Source organism: Arthrobacter sp. MDT2-34-1, from assembly GCF_059091365.1.
This window is the reverse complement of record NZ_JBNHGO010000001.1, coordinates 707,326-723,453: the sequence shown is the minus strand read 5'-3', so window position 1 is coordinate 723,453 and position 16,128 is coordinate 707,326. Positions and strand designations below refer to the sequence as shown.

At 68.9% G+C, this 16,128-nt stretch carries 16 protein-coding genes; 9 read left to right on the top strand and 7 right to left on the bottom strand.

Translation table 11 applies throughout. From position 1 onward, the window contains the following. The first annotated feature begins 5 nt into the window (after positions 1 to 5). Positions 6 to 782, top strand: coding sequence for an alpha/beta fold hydrolase (locus AC5RVV_RS03325; protein WP_493999987.1), 777 nt, complete (start codon positions 6 to 8; stop codon positions 780 to 782). After that, on the top strand, positions 779 to 1,480 hold the full coding sequence (locus AC5RVV_RS03320; protein ID WP_493999986.1) for an esterase/lipase family protein: 702 nt from the start codon (positions 779 to 781) through the stop codon (positions 1,478 to 1,480). The genes AC5RVV_RS03325 and AC5RVV_RS03320 overlap by 4 nt, the downstream gene beginning before the upstream one ends. 24 nt (positions 1,481 to 1,504) lie before the next feature. Here the strand turns inward: AC5RVV_RS03320 and AC5RVV_RS03315 are convergent, their stop codons facing one another. Then, the gene (locus tag AC5RVV_RS03315) at positions 1,505 to 1,954 is read right to left on the bottom strand and encodes a hypothetical protein (RefSeq protein ID WP_493999985.1); all 450 of its coding nucleotides are present in this window, start codon (positions 1,952 to 1,954) and stop codon (positions 1,505 to 1,507) included. 383 nt (positions 1,955 to 2,337) lie between these two features. Between AC5RVV_RS03315 and AC5RVV_RS03310 the strand changes: the two genes are divergently transcribed. Further along, entirely contained in the window at positions 2,338 to 3,321 is a 984-nt protein-coding gene (locus AC5RVV_RS03310; protein WP_493999984.1) for a PfkB family carbohydrate kinase, read from the top strand. Beyond that, positions 3,318 to 4,100, top strand: coding sequence for a 5'/3'-nucleotidase SurE (gene surE, locus AC5RVV_RS03305; protein ID WP_493999983.1), 783 nt, complete (start codon positions 3,318 to 3,320; stop codon positions 4,098 to 4,100). Before AC5RVV_RS03310 ends, surE begins: the two co-directional genes overlap by 4 nt. Positions 4,101 to 4,191: 91 nt before the next feature. On the opposite strand, the gene AC5RVV_RS03300 is transcribed toward surE, so the two are convergent. Both AC5RVV_RS03300 and AC5RVV_RS03295 read right to left on the bottom strand, forming a co-directional pair. Then, positions 4,192 to 6,228, bottom strand: coding sequence for a CocE/NonD family hydrolase (locus AC5RVV_RS03300; RefSeq protein WP_493999982.1), 2,037 nt, complete (start codon positions 6,226 to 6,228; stop codon positions 4,192 to 4,194). A 196-nt stretch (positions 6,229 to 6,424) separates the two neighbouring features. Then, positions 6,425 to 7,720, bottom strand: coding sequence for an ATP-grasp domain-containing protein (locus tag AC5RVV_RS03295; RefSeq protein WP_493999981.1), 1,296 nt, complete (start codon positions 7,718 to 7,720; stop codon positions 6,425 to 6,427). A gap of 193 nt (positions 7,721 to 7,913) precedes the next feature. On the opposite strand from AC5RVV_RS03295, the gene AC5RVV_RS03290 reads away from it, so the two are divergent. Both AC5RVV_RS03290 and AC5RVV_RS03285 read left to right on the top strand, forming a co-directional pair. Continuing rightward, positions 7,914 to 8,420, top strand: coding sequence for a flavin reductase family protein (locus tag AC5RVV_RS03290; RefSeq protein ID WP_493999980.1), 507 nt, complete (start codon positions 7,914 to 7,916; stop codon positions 8,418 to 8,420). Positions 8,421 to 8,485: 65 nt separating this feature from the next. Continuing rightward, a complete protein-coding gene (locus tag AC5RVV_RS03285) occupies positions 8,486 to 8,986 on the top strand; it encodes an ASCH domain-containing protein (protein WP_493999979.1) in 501 nt (166 codons plus the stop codon). A 16-nt stretch (positions 8,987 to 9,002) separates the two neighbouring features. On the opposite strand, the gene AC5RVV_RS03280 is transcribed toward AC5RVV_RS03285, so the two are convergent. Beyond that, positions 9,003 to 9,470, bottom strand: coding sequence for a GatB/YqeY domain-containing protein (locus AC5RVV_RS03280; RefSeq protein ID WP_493999978.1), 468 nt, complete (start codon positions 9,468 to 9,470; stop codon positions 9,003 to 9,005). Continuing rightward, positions 9,467 to 10,243, bottom strand: a complete 777-nt coding sequence (locus AC5RVV_RS03275; protein WP_493999977.1) for a glutamine amidotransferase — start codon at positions 10,241 to 10,243, stop codon at positions 9,467 to 9,469. Before AC5RVV_RS03275 ends, AC5RVV_RS03280 begins: the two co-directional genes overlap by 4 nt. Positions 10,244 to 10,355: 112 nt before the next feature. Here AC5RVV_RS03275 and ftsY point away from each other — a divergent pair, with 112 nt between their 5' ends. Then, positions 10,356 to 11,564 carry a signal recognition particle-docking protein FtsY gene (ftsY, locus tag AC5RVV_RS03270; protein ID WP_494001268.1) on the top strand — a complete coding sequence of 403 codons (1,209 nt, stop codon included), beginning with the start codon at positions 10,356 to 10,358 and terminating at the stop codon, positions 11,562 to 11,564. Between the two features lie 82 nt (positions 11,565 to 11,646). Here ftsY and AC5RVV_RS03265 read toward each other — a convergent pair whose 3' ends face one another. Beyond that, positions 11,647 to 12,456, bottom strand: a complete 810-nt coding sequence (locus AC5RVV_RS03265; protein WP_493999976.1) for a hypothetical protein — start codon at positions 12,454 to 12,456, stop codon at positions 11,647 to 11,649. A 91-nt stretch (positions 12,457 to 12,547) separates the two neighbouring features. After that, on the bottom strand, positions 12,548 to 13,813 hold the full coding sequence (locus AC5RVV_RS03260; RefSeq protein ID WP_493999975.1) for an MFS transporter: 1,266 nt from the start codon (positions 13,811 to 13,813) through the stop codon (positions 12,548 to 12,550). A 282-nt stretch (positions 13,814 to 14,095) separates the two neighbouring features. Between AC5RVV_RS03260 and AC5RVV_RS03255 the strand changes: the two genes are divergently transcribed. After that, positions 14,096 to 15,400 carry an ammonium transporter gene (locus AC5RVV_RS03255; RefSeq protein WP_493999974.1) on the top strand — a complete coding sequence of 435 codons (1,305 nt, stop codon included), beginning with the start codon at positions 14,096 to 14,098 and terminating at the stop codon, positions 15,398 to 15,400. Continuing rightward, entirely contained in the window at positions 15,397 to 15,735 is a 339-nt protein-coding gene (locus AC5RVV_RS03250; RefSeq protein ID WP_493999973.1) for a P-II family nitrogen regulator, read from the top strand. Before AC5RVV_RS03255 ends, AC5RVV_RS03250 begins: the two co-directional genes overlap by 4 nt. The last annotated feature ends 393 nt before the right edge of the window (positions 15,736 to 16,128 follow it).

The following is a 16,128-nucleotide window of genomic DNA, read 5'->3' as shown; positions in this document are numbered from 1 at the left end:
GCGAATTGGCGGGAATACCGGGCGAGACAGCCCAGATGCTGACCATCGACGGATGCGAGGTCCGCATCCGGACCGTCGGCTCCGGGCCCACGGTCTTCGTGCTGGTACACGGCATCGGCGTCTCCGGACGCTACTTCGAACCCCTCGCGGCCGAACTGGCCCGGCACGGAACGGTACACCTGGTCGATCTGCCCGGACACGGCGGAACCGCCAAACCCGACCGGGCACTTTCGCTGGTGGACTTCGCCGGGCTGGTCGACGCGGCCATGGGCCGGCTGGACATCGGCCCCGCCGTGCTGGTGGGCCACTCGATGGGCTGCCAGATCGTCGTCGAGATGGCGCTGCACCACCCGCACACCGCCGCCGCGCTGGTGCTGCTGGCGCCGACGGCGAACCGCCGCGAGCGCACGGCCTGGCAGCACGGCCTCCGGCTGCTCCAGGACGGGTTCCGGGAACCGCTGACCGTGGACATGATCGAGGCCACCGACTACCTGCGCTGCGGGCCGCGCTGGTTCCTGAAGACACTGCCGGCCATGCTCGACCAAAAGCTGGAGCAGCGGATCGCCGGGGTGCAGGTGCCGGTGCGCATCGTCCGCGGCGACCGGGACCCGATCGTGCCGCTGGACTGGTGCCGCGAACTGGCCGCTGCCTGCCCGGGCACGATCGTGGACAGCATCCCGGGCGAGGCGCACGTGATGATGTTCCGTTCACCCGGCCCGGTGGCCCGCCTGTGCCTGGCCACGGCCGGCTTCGACGATGCTGCCGTCATAGACCGGCAATGAACCGTCTGCTCCCGGCACTGCGGCTGGGCCGGGCCTGGCTGCTGGACTACGCCTACATCGGCCGCCGGCAGGTCCGCGGACTCTTCGACCGGACCGGCCCGGCGCGGTACCGGGAGGCCGGAACCCGCGCGGCGGACCCCGTCGTCGTACTTCCGGGCATCTACGAGTCCTGGAAGTTCATGCGCCCGCTGATCGAGCACGTCCACGGGCGCGGGCATCCGGTGCACGTGATCGAGCCGCTGGGCTTCAACGTGGGCAGCGTCGAACGGATGGCCGGGCTGGTCGCCGACTACCTGCGCGGGCAGGACCTGGACAACGTGACCATCATCGCGCACAGCAAGGGCGGACTGATCGGCAAATACGTGATGACGGGCGCGGAGTCCGGGGCGCGGGTGAAGCGCATGGTGGCGATCGGAACGCCGTTTTCCGGCTCCCGCTACGCGTCCTTCGCGGTGACGCCGATGGTCCGGGCGTTCGCGCCGAACAACCGCGTCCTGCGGCGGCTGCTGGCCAACCTGGCTGTCAACCACCGGATCGTGTCCGTCTACAGCGCCTTCGACCCGCACATTCCCGGCGGCTGCCGGCTCGAGGGCGCCACCAACATCCGGCTCGAGACCAGCGGGCACTTCACGATCATTGCCGAGGACCGCGTCCGGGACATCATCGACCGGGTGTTGGACGGCGCGACGCCGGAATAACCGGCCCGATGCAAGCTGCGGCGCCTAGTCGCCAGCGGAGGGCGGAGCGGTGACGACGGAAGCCTTGATATACGGCTTCCGATCCCATGGGGCAAGAACCGCGTCGTCCGGGCCGGTGCCGGTTTCGTCGTCCAGATACGGAAGATTGAGGACCGTATGGAGGATCCCGGTGATTCGAATTGGCTCTCCCGGCGACAGGTCGTCGAGGTCGGTGTCGTAAATGATCAGCAGCGGTTCAACGGCGGGGTCCGCCGGGTCTGCGATGGTGAAGGCTTCGGGCGCGACCACTTCTTCCACCGCCCCCGTCACAGTGACCGACTTTCCCTCGAGCGAGTCCAGCGTGTTGACGAAGCCGCGGTCGTAAGGCCCCTCATAGTCCGGCGCGCTGCAGCCGGCCAGTCCCAGGCCCAGCAGTGTGAGCAACGCGACGGCGGCAACGCGGGCTTTGCATGCTGCGGGAGTGGAGGCAGGCACTTCTTCTCTTCCTTTCAGCCCGTCGGCTCCCCGGGCCATCTGTCCGTGCACACCGGTGCTCCGGTGTGCCGGGACTTATCCGGTGCCGGAAGATTGCCGCGGGGACCGGCTCCGAGCCACCCTAACGGGAACCACGGGCGGACCGCTACCGCCCGAGCGCCCATTGTCCGTGCCCCGGTTGGGCGTTAGTGTCGAAACCAGAATCGACCCCTCCCGGGCTGCAGGCAAACGGCCGGGCGAAGCGCAGGTGCGCACGCCCGGGGCCAGGAGGCTGGGAGTGTGGTCGGCTACCGATGCGAGCGGGCAGCCGCCCAGCCGTGACGGCTGCCCCGGGGCAACAAAAAAGGAGGCAACATGGCTGGATCGTTCGAGGGAGGCACGCGATGGGCTCCGTAGTTATTTTCGCTCCCTCGCCCGTGCTCACCGTGACGGTGGAGGACGTCGAGGGCACCGCCGATATCCACCTGCACGCCGGTGGCCAGGGCGTCTGGCAGGCGCGGATGCTGACCGCACTCGGCGCGTCCGTCACGATGTGCGCCGCGTTCTCGGGCGAAGCCGGCGGCGTGATCCGGCATCTGATCGCCGACGAGGGGGTCAAGGTCCTCCCGGTAAAGGGCGAGGGCAGCAGCGCGGCGTACGTCCATGACCGGCGCGGCGGCGACCGGGAGGTCATCGCCGAGAGCCCCGGGGAAAAACTGACGCGGCATGAGCTCGACGAACTTTACGGCCTGACCCTGCAGGCCGGGATCGAGGCGGGCACGGCGATCCTCAGCGGCGCGGTCCGCGAAGACGCCGTACCGCACGACGTCTACCGGAGGCTTGCCGCCGACCTGCGCACCGCCGGCTGCCGGGTGATCACCGACCTCACCGGCGACCGGCTCACCGCCGCGCTCGCCGGAGGCGTAAGCGTGGCCAAAATCGCCGACGACGAACTGACCGAGAGCGGGCGGGCCGCCTCGGACGAACCCGAGGCGATCATCGAGGCGATGCGCGGCATGCACGACGAGGGGGCCGGCACGGTGATTGTCACCCGCGCACACCTTCCATCCCTGATGCTGCACGACGGCGCCCTGAGCGAGATCCGGGTCCCCGAGATGCAGAGCGTGGACACCCATGGGGCGGGAGACTCGCTGACCGCCGGGGTCGCCGCGACCCTGGCCGACGGCGGCACCATCCACGAGGCGGTGGTGCTGGGCACGGCCGCCGGCGCGCTGAACGTGACCCGCCACGGCCTGGGCACCGGCGAAGAGGGCGCCATTCGGAACCTGACCAAGCTGGTGACGGTCTCGCCCTACGACGGCGGCGGGAAGGCAGCAGGACGGCAAATCAGCCCCGACGAGTTGGCGCGGAAGGTTCAAGAACAATGAGCAAGCCGAAGATGGTCCTGATCACCAACGACGACGGTATCGACTCGCCGGGCCTGCACGCCCTGGCAGCGGGAGTCCTGGAGGCCGGCCTGAACGTGACGATCGCGGCGCCGGTTGCGGAAGCCAGCGGCAGCAGCGCGTCCATTACGGCCCGGGAGGACGAGGGCCGCATCCGAATCGAGCGGCGCACGTTGAAGGGCCTGGAGTCCGTGCCGGCGTTTGCCGTGCACGGCACGCCGGGCTTCATTGCCATGATCGCGCCGCACGGTGCCTTCGGGGACGGCCCGGACGTGGTGCTCTCCGGCGTGAACCGCGGCGCGAACGTGGGCCGGGTGATCCTGCACTCCGGCACGGTCGGCGCCGCGCTGACCGCGGGCGTGAACGGCGGCCGCGGGATGGCCGTGTCGCTGGACACCGGGCTGGAGCCGGAACAGCTGAACTGGGACACCGCGGCGCGGCTGGCGACCGGGCTGCTGCCGTACCTGATGGACCAGCAGACCGGAACCGTGCTGAACCTCAACGTGCCCAACGTGGACGGCACCCGGCTGCCCGAATACCGGTCCGCGACGCTGGCCGAATTCGGCATCGTGCAGACCACGCTGGCCGAACGCGGCGACGAGGACCTGCGCCTGGCCATCGCGGACAGCCAGGAGGAAGCCCCGCCGGAGAGCGATTTCGCGCTGCTGGCCGCCGGCTTCGCCACGGTCACCGGAATCCAGCCGGTCACCGAGAGCAAGATCCCGGAGCTGTCGGCCACCATGGCCAGGGTTCAGTGGTAATCGCGAAAACCCCATGAGGGAGGCCAGGGTCCGGATGGATCCTGGCCTCCCTTTTCTTAGTGCGCCGCCGGCTGCATGTCCGGCCCCCTGGTCAGACGAGCTGCCGGGGGATGCTGCGCTGCCAGTTCTGCGAGTAAACGCGGGGGTTGCCGCTTACCTCGTCCAGCTCGTACGCATCCAGCTGCGCGTTCACCACGAAGTCGGTCGGCGTCGACGTCAGCACCGTCCTGGTCTGCACCTCGACCCGCCAATCGCCGCGTTCGTAGCGGCGCACCGTCTGGGTTTCGCCGCGGACGGAGTTCACGTCGTTCCCGCGGGAGGTGTACCACTCATTGGTGACGCGCCGGATGTCGGTGCCCGTTTCGTCGATCCGGAACCGGCCCTGGTCGTTGATGATCTCCACCGTTGATGTGCCGGCCTCCAGGTCGCGGATCGTGCGCCAGTGGTGGTTGCCGGGGTTCAGCAGCGTGGTCTCCAGCTCCGGGGCGGTCTCCGGCTCCGCGAAGGGACGCAGTTCGCCGTCGTCCGCCCGCGGCTTGCGCACCGGAAGGTCGAGGGTGCCGCCGGCGAAGACGGTGACCGTCGCCGGTTCCGGCGACGGCCAGACCAGCGGCCAGTACGACGTCGACACCGAGAGCCGCAGACGGTGCCCGGCCGGGAACGACTGGGCCAGGCCGTTGAGCGGTATCTCGACCCGGTAGCGCTCGCCGGGTTCCAGCGGCTCCGGATGCTCGCTGCCGTCGCGGTGCGTCAGGTTGAGCAGGCCGTAGGTGACCCGCGTTGCCTCGCCGTTCGGTGCAACGTCGGAGAGCCGGACCACCAGCTGGGCGACCGGCTTGTCCGCGGCAACCTCGAAGGCGGCGACGGGGCGGCCGAAGACCTCCACGTCGCCCTCCAGCGGGTCGGTCTCGAAGACGAGCGCGCCGCCGTCCTCCTCGCGCTGGTCGGACGGCAGGTCCGGCAGCGCCGCGTAGGACGCCCACTTGCCGGCGAACATGCCGACGCTCAGCGGCGAAAGCAGGTCTACGCTGCCGCCGGGCTCCACCGGCGAGCCCTCCGGGAACAGCCCGTAGCGGCCCAGCTGCCACCGCTGGTTCTCGATGTTCGGCGACGGCCAGGACGGTTCGGCGACCCAGTGGCCGGGCCTGTCCTCATAGGACGGTTCGGGGGAGACCGCGTCCTGCATCCAGGCCCGGACCATCGGTTCCTCCATCAGGCCGGTGTCCTTGCCCTTCAGCCAGTGGTCCCACCAGCGCACCGTTTCCTGCAGGAACCCGATGGCCGGGCCGGGCACGCCCAGATGCGGGTACTTGTGCCCCCACGGTCCGATCAGTCCCTTGCGCGGTACCTCCAGGTTCTCCATCAGCCGGAAGATGGCGTTGGTGTAGCCGTCGGCCCAGCCGCCGACCGCCATGACCGGGATCTTGATCTGCGAATAGTCTTCGCAGACCGACGCCGGCTTCCAATAGTCGCCGCGGGTCTGGTGCTCCAGCCAGGTCTCCAGCCAGAGTCCGCTGCCGGAGAGCCGCTCGTGCCACATCTCGCGCCACTTCTCGCCGACGATTTCCGGGTCCGGCGGCAGGCTGTTAAACGCGAACATGACGGTGGCCTCGGAGAGGTTGTCCGCCAGCAGGCAGCCGCCCATGTAGTGCATGTTGTCCACGTACAGGTCGTCGGTGGCCGAGGCGCTGATGATCGCCTTCAGCGCCGGCGGCTGCCGGGCGGCCATCTGCAGGCTGTTGAATCCGCCCCAGGAGATGCCCATCATGCCCACGTTGCCGTCGCACCAGGGCTGGTCCGCCAGCCAGGCGATGACGTCTTCGGCGTCTTCGTGTTCCTGCGGCCGGTATTCGTCCACCAGCACGCCGTCGGAGTCGCCGCTGCCCCGCATGTCCACCCGGACGCTGACGTAGCCGTGGCCGGCCAAGTAGGGGTGGTTCAGCTGGTCGCGGCCCCGCGAGTTGTCCCGCTTGCGGTAGGGGATGTACTCGAGGATGGCCGGCACCGGCCGATCCTCGGCATCGGTCGGCATCCAGATCCGCGCGGCCAGCCGGGCGCCGTCGCGCATGGGAATGAAGACATTTTCGATCGAACGGACGTCGTGCGGAAAGCTTTCAACAATGTTCATGCAGTGCTCATTGCTCCTTTCTGCCGCCGCCGCGGCGGCGGTTGGTGATCGCCTGCAGGGCGGCCGCGGGGGCAAGCCGCACGGGCTCCCACGACCCGGGGACCCGGGGAGACTCGCAGACCGCGGCGGCTCCAGGCGGCGTGACGGCGGCCGGAGGCGGGCGGGATGACGGGAGTCTGCCCGGGTCGGCACAGGCTTATCGGGAGGCGGCGGCGACGGGTTCGAACTCGAAGGGCAGCGCTTCCAAGGCGGCGTCGTAGCGCTGCACCAGCTGCTCCCGGTCGTCGGCGCCGAGGTACAGGATGCCGATGACGTAGCGGTAGCTGTCCTGGTTGGGCAGTTCGGAGAGCCGGTCGCCCACATTCACCTGCGGCGTGAAGTTGGCGTGCGGGATCTGCTTTGCCAGCCGCGCCGTGTCCTGCTCGTCCGGCACGCGGGTCACGATGGCGTCCTCGTCGTGGAAGACCATGCACTGGGAAGCGACGGCAAATTCGCCCTTGCGGTGCGGCATCGACGGCTCGACACCCAACGCGATGTCGATGGCGACCTCGTGGTTGGAGACGCCGTCCACCTTCGCAAACAAGTCGCTGTGGGACTGGGAGATGCGGGTGTTGACCTCGATCAGCCAGAGCTGGTCCTCCGCCTCGTCCCACATGAACTCGGCGTTGAAGCAGCCATTGTCGAAGCCCACATGGCGCAGGTACCGCTCGGACAGGTCGATCATGCGCTGCTGGACGGACTCCGGGACGCTGTTGGCGGGGTAGTCCAGCCGCTCGAAGCTGGTGCCGGCGGCGTCCTTGTGCATGTCGAACACACCGTGGGCGTTGTATTTTCCGCGGAACATGGTTCCCTCGGGGGCGGCCTGGGTGCCGGTGACGAACTGTTCGGCCAGGCAGGTGTTGCCGCCGGCGCCCTGCAGTTCGGGCGGCAGGTCCACCATCTGCAGGACCTCGTTGAAGGCGTCGCCGACCTGCGCAATTTCCGCGCGGATCGCGCGGATGGCCTCGTCGAAGTCCTCCTCGTTCCGGATCTGGAACCCGAGGTTGGACGAGTGCGCCTTCACCGGCTTGACCCAGAAGGGGAACGGAATGTCGATCTGCTGCAGCGCATCGTCGTCGAACGGGTCGAAGGAGGCGAACTGCGGGACACACTCGGGGATGGATTCCCGCTGTTGCAGCCGGCTCCAGTACTTGTGCTCGCACTTGAGCACGCTCTCCAGGGAGGGAGCGGCGATTCCGTATTCCTTGGCCAGGATCGGCCCGATCACGCTGGTGGGGAAGTCCCAGTGGGAGACGATGGCGTCCACACTGCCGTCAAACTCGCGCAGTTGCTGCCGCGCCGCGTCCAGCAAGGCGGTGAAGTCGATGTCCTTCTCGCGGACCAGCCGGTCGTAGTCGAGCAGGCTGTGGAAGGTGTAGTTCTCGGCGCCGCGGACGGTCTGCAACTCGCCGGCTTGGAAATCGGTCAGTCCGAGGATAAATACGTTCTTCAAATTAGTGCCTCCCGTTCTTGGTGATGAACCTCATCGGCCGGTGCGAGGGGCGAAAGGTCATGGGGACGCGCTGGTTGATTGGTTGGGGGGACAACTTCGACACAACCATGCACCGGATAGGCCGTCAAGGCGGCAGCACCGCCAACGGGGCGTCCGGCGGCGGCATCGGCATCCAGTACGGCATGATGTGGGCATGGCGCAGAAACAGGCAACAACCGGGCAGCTGATGGGCGACTTCGTGCGGGGCTTCGACTATCCGATGTACATCGTCACGGCAGCGGGGGCCGGAGGCGAGCGGTCCGGCTGCCTGGTCGGTTTCGCCACGCAATGCAGCCTGAAGCCGGCCCTGTTCCTGGTGTGCATCTCGCAGCAGAACCGCACCCATCCCGTGGCGCTGGAGGCAGGCGTGCTGGCGGTCCACGTGCTCGGGCGCGGCCAGCGGGCGCTCGCAGAACTGTTCGGCACCGCGACGGGCGACGACGTGGACAAGTTCGCGCATTGTGACTGGCTGCCCGGACCGGAGGATGTTCCGCTGCTGGCGGACGCCGCCCGCGTCATGGTCGGGCGCGTCGTGAAGAAAGTCGATCTCGGCGACCACACCGGTTTCCTGCTGTCCCCGCTTGAGACCCGCGGCGGCGACATCACCGGCCTTTTGTCGTTCAGCGACGTCCAGGATCTCGACGCCGGCCACCCCGCCTAGGGATTTCCGGCGCCAACCACCCGCCCAGGATCCTTCGGGGGCGGCCATCCCGCTAGGATTCGACGGTGACTACACCGTGCGCCAGCCCCGACCGTGATGCCGCCCTGCAGATGTGGAGCGAGTACGCAGCCGCGCGGCCGGAAGCCATCAGCCCCGGTGAGGAAGCCGTCGTCGACCATTTCGGCGACAGTGCCGCGCTCGCGGACGCGCTGCTGGGGCTGGTCATCGCCGGCCCGAAGCGCGCCACGGCCGCGCTGGTGGCCGAATTCCACCGGCAGGGGGAACGGCTTCCGCGGATCGGGGACCACTGGGTGGCCTGCGACGGCTCGGGCAAGCCCCGGGTCATTTTGCGCTCCACCGAGCTTCGGCTGGGGCCGCCGGACAGCGTGGACGACGCGTTCGCCTGGGATGAGGCCGAAGACGACCGGCAGCGCTCGACCTGGCTGGAGCAGCACTTGATCTACTGGAAGCGGGTCTGTGCCGCGCAGGGGACCGAGTGGCGCGGAGACAACGAAGTCGTGTTCGAGCGCTTCCGGATCGTCTGGCCGCCGGAGTTGGCGGACTGACCTTTCACCGCTTTGGTTACTGCCCCGCCAGCCGCCCCCGGACCATCTCGCTGACGGCCTTGCCGTCGAAGCGGCCCGCCACCTTCTCGGTGACCGGCTTCATCACCGCTCCCATCTGCCGCATGGACAGCTCCGCACCGTCCGCCTTGAGCCCGGCGATGGTGTTGTCCACGATCTCCGCGACCTCGGCCTCGGTGAGCGGCTGGGGCAGGTACGCCTCGATGACCTCGGCTTCCGCGGTTTCCGCGGCGGCCCGCTCCGGCTCGCCGGCTTCCGTGTAGATGCGGGCCGTGTCGCGGCGCTTGGCGGCTTCCTTCTGCAGCAGCGCGGTGGTCTGGGCATCATCCAGCTCCACCGGCGTCTTGCCGGATTTTTCCTTGGTTGCTATCTCGCCCAAAACGTTGCGCACCGTGGTCAGGGCCGTCTTGTTCCCTGCCTTCATGTGGGCGACGACGTCGGCCTGCAGTTGCTCTTTCAAACTCATTCGGTTCCTCGTTCCGGTGGGGTTCGGTGGGTGCTGTGTCGGTCGGTGGCGTAGCGGGTGACGAAGTTGCGAAGTATCCGCTGCGGGATCGTCACGGTGCGTCCGCGCACCCGTTCCATGACGGCATCGGCCTGGTCCGGCGGGAAATAGCCGGCGTCGCGGTAGATCCAGATCCGGGTCAGCAGGCCGTCGACGTCCAACTCGGCGTGGAACTGGGTGGCGTAGAGGTTTTCCTGCAGCCGGAACATCTGGTTGGGGCAGTGCTCGGACCCGGCCAGGCGCACCGCGCCCGCGGGCAACACCGAGCATGCCTCCTTGTGGCCGACGAAAGCGCCGAACTCGCGGGGCAGGCCGGCCAACAGGGGATCGGCGGCGCCGTCGTCGGTCAGCACGATCTGCGCCTCGCCGATCGGCTCGCCGTACTGCCGGTCCACCACGCCGCCGCCGTACCGGCCCAGGGTGCCGACGCCGTAGCAGGCGCCCAGAAACGGGAAATCGTGGGCGACGACGGTGTCCAGCAGCTGCTCCAGCTCGGCCTCGACGCGCAGCTGGGCGGCGGACTTGAACGCGTCGTCGTCGCTGGAGGTGTACGGGCTGCCGCCGAGGATGATCCCGCTGTAATCGTCCAGATCGATGGCCGGCATTGGTTCGGCCTCCAGCCGCACGCGCTGCAACTGGCCCGGTTCCAGGCCGCCAAAACGGGCGAAGGCCGCGTACTCCTCATCGGCTGCGGTGTCTTCGGCGCGCGTGGCCAGGAGCAGGAACGGCTTCATGCGTTGATCGTACAGTCGCTGCGCCGGGCCTTGGAACGTGGATGTCCGGCCGCGCCGCCCGACCCGTGACGCGGAACGGTCAGCGGCTAGGCTAGGAACCGTGGACGCAACCATGATCATCATTTACGTAGTTATCGCCATTGTCGTCATCGGTTTGGTGGCAACGCTGCTGCTGCGGGGCCGCAGGACCCCGCCCGGCACGTACACCACAACCCGGGACGCGAACGACCCGGCCATGCCGCCGACCGGGGGCGGTACCGGCACCCTGGAAGCGCCCCGCGGACAGACGGCCCCCGCACCGCCCCTTGGCGCGCCGACCGAGGAGGAACTGCCGCCGGCCGACGTCGAAATTCCGGAGGACGCCGCCGCGCTGGAGACCATCCCGGTGGAGACGCCGGCGCCGGTGCAGGGCCGCCTGTCCCGGCTGCGCGCCCGGTTGGTCAAGTCCAACAACGCCCTGGGCAAGGGGCTCCTGGCGCTGCTCGCCAGCGACAAGATCGACGACGACGTCTGGGACGAAATCGAAGAGACGCTCCTGCTGGCCGACCTGGGCACCGAGCCGACGATGGAACTCGTGGACGCGCTCAAGGCCCGCGTGAAGGTGGAGGGCAGCCGCAGCCCGGAGCAGGTCAAGGCCATGCTGCGCGAGGAACTGATCAAGCTTGTGGACCCGTCCATGGACCGATCGCTGGCCGTGATGCGCCATGCCGACCGCCCCGCGGTGATGATGGTGGTGGGGGTCAACGGCGTCGGCAAGACCACCACGGTGGGCAAGCTGGCCCGCGTGCTGGTGGCCGAGGACAAGGACGTGATCCTCGGCGCCGCGGACACCTTCCGTGCGGCCGCGGCCGAGCAGCTGGCCACCTGGGGATCGCGCGTGGGCGTGCCCACCGTGAAGTCCGACGTCGATGGCGCGGATCCCGCGTCCGTCGCCTTCGAGGCGGTAAAGGCCGGTATCGAGCAGGAAGTCGATGTGGTCATGGTGGATACCGCCGGGCGCCTGCAGAACAAGGTGGGCCTGATGGACGAACTGGGCAAGGTCAAGCGCGTGATCGAGAAGCAGGCCACGGTGGACGAGGTGCTGCTGGTGCTGGACGCGACCACCGGCCAGAACGGCCTGAACCAGGCCAAGGTGTTCGCCGACGTCGTCAACATCACCGGCATCGTGCTGACCAAGCTGGACGGCACCGCCAAGGGCGGCATCGTCGTCGCCATCCAGCGCAGCCTCGGCGTGCCGGTGAAACTGGTGGGCCTGGGCGAAGGCGCCGACGACCTGGCGCCGTTCGAGACCGAGGACTTCGTGGACGCTCTGCTGAACTAGCGCCAGCTGGTCTGGTCCGCCAAACGGGCGTTGCTGCCGGACGGGCGCCGGTCGCTGTCCGGCCGGTGCCCGTCGCTGCCAGTCATGCGTCACTCTCGGTCGTGTGCCCGTCGCTGACCACCCCGGCCGCCGTGACGGGTTTTTCACCGGCGGCCGACTCCGGGCCCGCGACACGCAGCGCGATGAGCAGGCCCCAGACAAGGGCCGCGACGGCCAGCACTGTGACGTCGACGCTGCCTCCTGTTTCCGGCCCCAATAGCCAGCTGGTGCCAAGCGAGACGGCACTGAAGGCCAGCACGGTGCGCAGCAATGCGCGTGCGGGCGGCCAGAGCGCGTGCAGCAGGCCGGCGGCGGCCAGCGTAATGCCCAGGGCGCCTTGGACCGGCCAGTGGTCTATGCCCATGGTCCAGTACTCGGGTTTCGAGCCCGCGGCACGCGAGACCCCGAGGGCGTACCAGGCGTAGGCGGCCCAGAACGGCAGGGCCAGCACGGCCAGCACCATCAGCGGCCAGTCCACCGCCATCCGCGGCGCCGGAAAGCGCGTCCCGGCGCGCCGGGACGACCACCACAGGCCCCAGGACATGATGCCGAGTGCCGCGGCCATCACCACGGGTCCGGGGCTCGCGCCGAGCAGGGCACCCAAGAGGAGCGCCGTCGTCAGCCACAGCAGGGCGAGCACCGGCGCGATGTCCCTTGGCCGGAACGCCGCCCAGCCGAAAGCCAGTGCGACGGCGAAGGTGGTGAGCACGCCCCAGCTGGTTTCCAGCGCCGCAACCTCGGCGAAATAGGAATCTTCGACGAACATGGTCGACAAGTCGGTCAGTCCGAACCCGGGCAGTACGGCCCAAAACACGACGGCCACCGCCGCCACAACGCGTCCCCCAACGGTCATGGATCAGAGACTAGCGGCGAACGCGGCGCCTGGCTACCGCTGGAATCCAGGTGGGGCTAACAGCTGTTTCCAGGGTTGTTCGCTGCAGGGATCAGCCCGCCGCAGGTTCCTCCTGGGGCTTCACCAGCGTCTCGCGGCCGAAGAGCAGCCACAGGAGCGCCGCCGCCAGCATGATCGCGCCTGTGACCCCGAAGGCCCAGGCGTAGTTGAGCCGGTCGGCGAGCGCTCCGGCCAAGACCGGGCCGATGATCGCGCCCGCGTCGGTGCCCATCTGGAAGACGGCCAGCACCTTGCCGCCGCTGCGGTCGTTGCCGATGATGTCCGCGACGGCGGCCTGCTGCGCCGGTCCGAGCAGTCCGGACCCGAAACCGGCGATGACCGAAGCTGCGACGAACACCGGAACTGACTCGGTAAACCCGATGGCTGCGATCGCGAGCCCGGCCACGGTCAGCCCGGCGACCACCAGGGGGCGGCGTCCGGCGGTGTCCGAGAGGCGGCCGGAGAAGGTCAGCGCCAGCGCGTTGCCGACCGCGAAGACGGCCAACGCCAGCCCGGCGGTCTCCGGGCCAGCGCCCAGCACGGCCGCGGCGAAGAGCGGAATCAGCGCCATGCGGACCCCGAACGTGGCCCAGCCGTTGGCGAAGGCGGACACGACGGCGGCCCGGTACCCCGGGTCCGAGAGCGCCTCGCGCAGATCCATCGCCTCGGGAGCCGGAGCGTCGTTGGCCGTGCGGGCGGCGGGTTTCTTGAGCATGACGGCGACGACGGCGGCCGCCACGAGCAGCGCGAGGGCATAGACCACGAACGGCATCCGCAGCCCGAATCCTGCCAGCAGGCCGCCGGCCACCGGGCCGAGGATGCCGCCCATCAGGAACGTGCCGGCATACAGGCTGGAAACCCGGCCGCGGCCGTCCGGCGGGGCCAGCCGCAGGATCAGCGCCATGGCCGACACCGTAAACATGGTGGAGCCGAGGCCGCCCAGGCCCCGGAAGATGAGCAGCTGCCAGTAGTCCTGCGCCAGCGCGCAGGCGCCGGTCGAAGCGGCGACTATCAGCAGCCCGGTCAGGTAGACCCGGCGCTCACCCCAGCGGCCCACCAGCGCGCCGCCCGCCGGCGCGAAGACCAGCCGGGCGAGGGCAAACACGCTGACGATGATGCTGGCAGCCGCGACACCGACGTCGAAACTCGCCGCAAACTGCGGCAGGACCGGCGCCACCAGCCCGTACCCCAGCGCGATGACGAACGCCGCGGCAACGAGGACCTTGATGTCGCGCGGAATCGGAGTGGGTGCGGGCTTGCCCGGTCGCTGGAGGCCGGGCAGGCGGAACGGGCGCGCCGTGCGGCGGAAAACTGGCATGCCAACCAGCGTAGCCCGACCCGCGCGCCGGCTCGGTGCCACGCCGGGCCGCGCACCGCCGTCGTCCTCTATGCCACTCTGTGCCGCCGCTCTGTGCCGCTCTCGGTGCCGCTCTTGGTGCCGCGCGAAACACTGCCGAAACACGCCGGTTGCACCGGTTTTACCTGCGCGAACTTCTTGTAACGCGGCCGCAATGAAGCGTCCGGCTGGCCGAAACACGCCGTCGTCAGTCTTGGTTCATCGGTGGGAAATTACCCGCCAACGAACGAGGGGACGTGAAACATGGATCTGTCGGCAGGTCACGTCTGGGTAATGATTTCGGCGGCCTTGGTGCTGCTCATGACGCCGGGACTGGCATTCTTCTACGGCGGAATGACGCGGGCCAAATCGGCCCTGAACATGATGATGATGAGCTTTTCCGCCGTCGCGCTGGTGGCGGTGGTCTGGGTGCTGTGGGGTTACTCGATGAGCGGGGGCGAGGGCGTGACCCAGCTCTTCGGCAATCCGTTCGCCGCGTTCGGCCTGGAAGGGCTGCTTAGCACCCCTGACTTGATCAGCGCCGGGTACGGTGCCACGTTCGCGATCATCACGGTGGCACTCATCTCCGGCGCCATCGCCGACCGGGCAAAATTCAGCGCCTGGGCGGTCTTCGTGCCGGTCTGGGTCACGCTGGTTTACTGCCCGCTGGCCTTCATGGTCTGGGGCGGCGGCTTGCTGGGGGCCGAGGGAGCCATCGGCGCCTGGGCCGGGGAGGCGATCGATTTCGCTGGCGGCACGGTGGTGCACATCAATGCTGGTGTAGCGGGCCTGGTCCTGGCCCTGATTCTGGGCAAGCGCAGAGGCTTCGGCAAGGACCCTGCACAGCGCCCGCACAACATCCCGCTGGTGATGATCGGCGCAGCGATGCTGTGGTTCGGCTGGTTCGGATTCAACGGGGGAGCGGCGGGCACGGCGGAGGAAGCCGGGCTGATCTGGGTCAACACTATGGCCGCCCCGGCAGCCGCCATCGTGGGCTGGCTGGTGACCGAGCGCCTCCGCGACGGCCGTCCCACGTCCCTCGGGGCGGCCTCGGGTGTAGTCGCGGGTCTGGTGGCCATCACCCCGGCCTGCGCCAACGTATCCCCCCTGGGGGCGGTGGGTCTGGGCCTGGTGGCGGGCGTGTTGGCCGCGCTGGCGGTGGGGCTGAAGTACAGGCTGGGCTACGACGACTCGCTCGATGTGGTGGGCGTCCACCTGGTTGCCGGCCTGGTCGGAACGCTGGCCCTGGGCTTCATCGCCCTGCCGGTCGAGGGTGCAGGCGGTGGTCTCTTCTACGGCGGCGGCGTCGCCCAACTGGGGGCGCAGGCCGTGGCGGCGCTGGTCTCCATGGTGTTCTCTGGCGTGCTGACCCTGATCATCGGCTTGGCGATCCACAAGACCCTTGGCTTCCGGGTGACTGCAGAGGATGAGGTCACCGGCGTGGACCTCGCCCAGCACGCCGAATCCGCTTACGAATTCGGCGGCCTGGGCACCGGCGGAACATTCATCCCGCACCCGGCAACCGACCCCAGCGCCCGCAGCACGATCAAGGAAGAGGTCAACGCATGAAACTGGTCACCGCAATCATCCGGCCGGAAAAGCTGGAGGCAGTCCGCAACAGCTTGGAAAGCTACGGGGTCCAAGGGCTGACCGTCAGTGAGGCCAGCGGGTACGGGCGGCAGCGCGGCCACACGGAGGTCTACCGCGGCGCCGAGTACACGGTGGACCTGCTGCCCAAGGTCCGCGTCGAGGTCTTGGTGGGGGACGATTTGGCCGACGACATCGTCGACGTCCTCGTGGCCACCGCCAACACCGGCCGCGCGGGTGACGGAAAGGTCTGGCTGGTGGATGTGCAGGAAGCGGTCCGCGTCCGAACGGGCGAACGCGGCGAGGCTGCCATCTAGGACTGGAACCTTTGGCAGATTTCCCTGGCCCGGTTGTTCCGGCCGCCCCTGCGGCGTCCGGAGCAACCGGTTCCTGTGCGCGGGTGCACTCGCGGTGTCTGCGGCGGCCCGGAAACCGCGGCGGTGCCGCGGTTTCGTCGCATGACGGTGGGCTGGTTTCCCCTCGAGACGCACCCGTCTGCTTCGCGTTTAGCCGTTAGCCTGCTGAGTTGTCCTCCACAGAGAGGGACGGTTCCCCGTTCGGCCATTGGCTGGCTGAGTTGTCCTACACAGGGAAGGAGGGTTCCCCGTTCAGCCATTGGCCGGCTGAGTTGTCCTACACAGGCAGGTGTGGGGGGCGGGTTATGCACTTTCCTCGAAGACTCGTTCTACCCGGGGCGTGGGCTGCGTAGC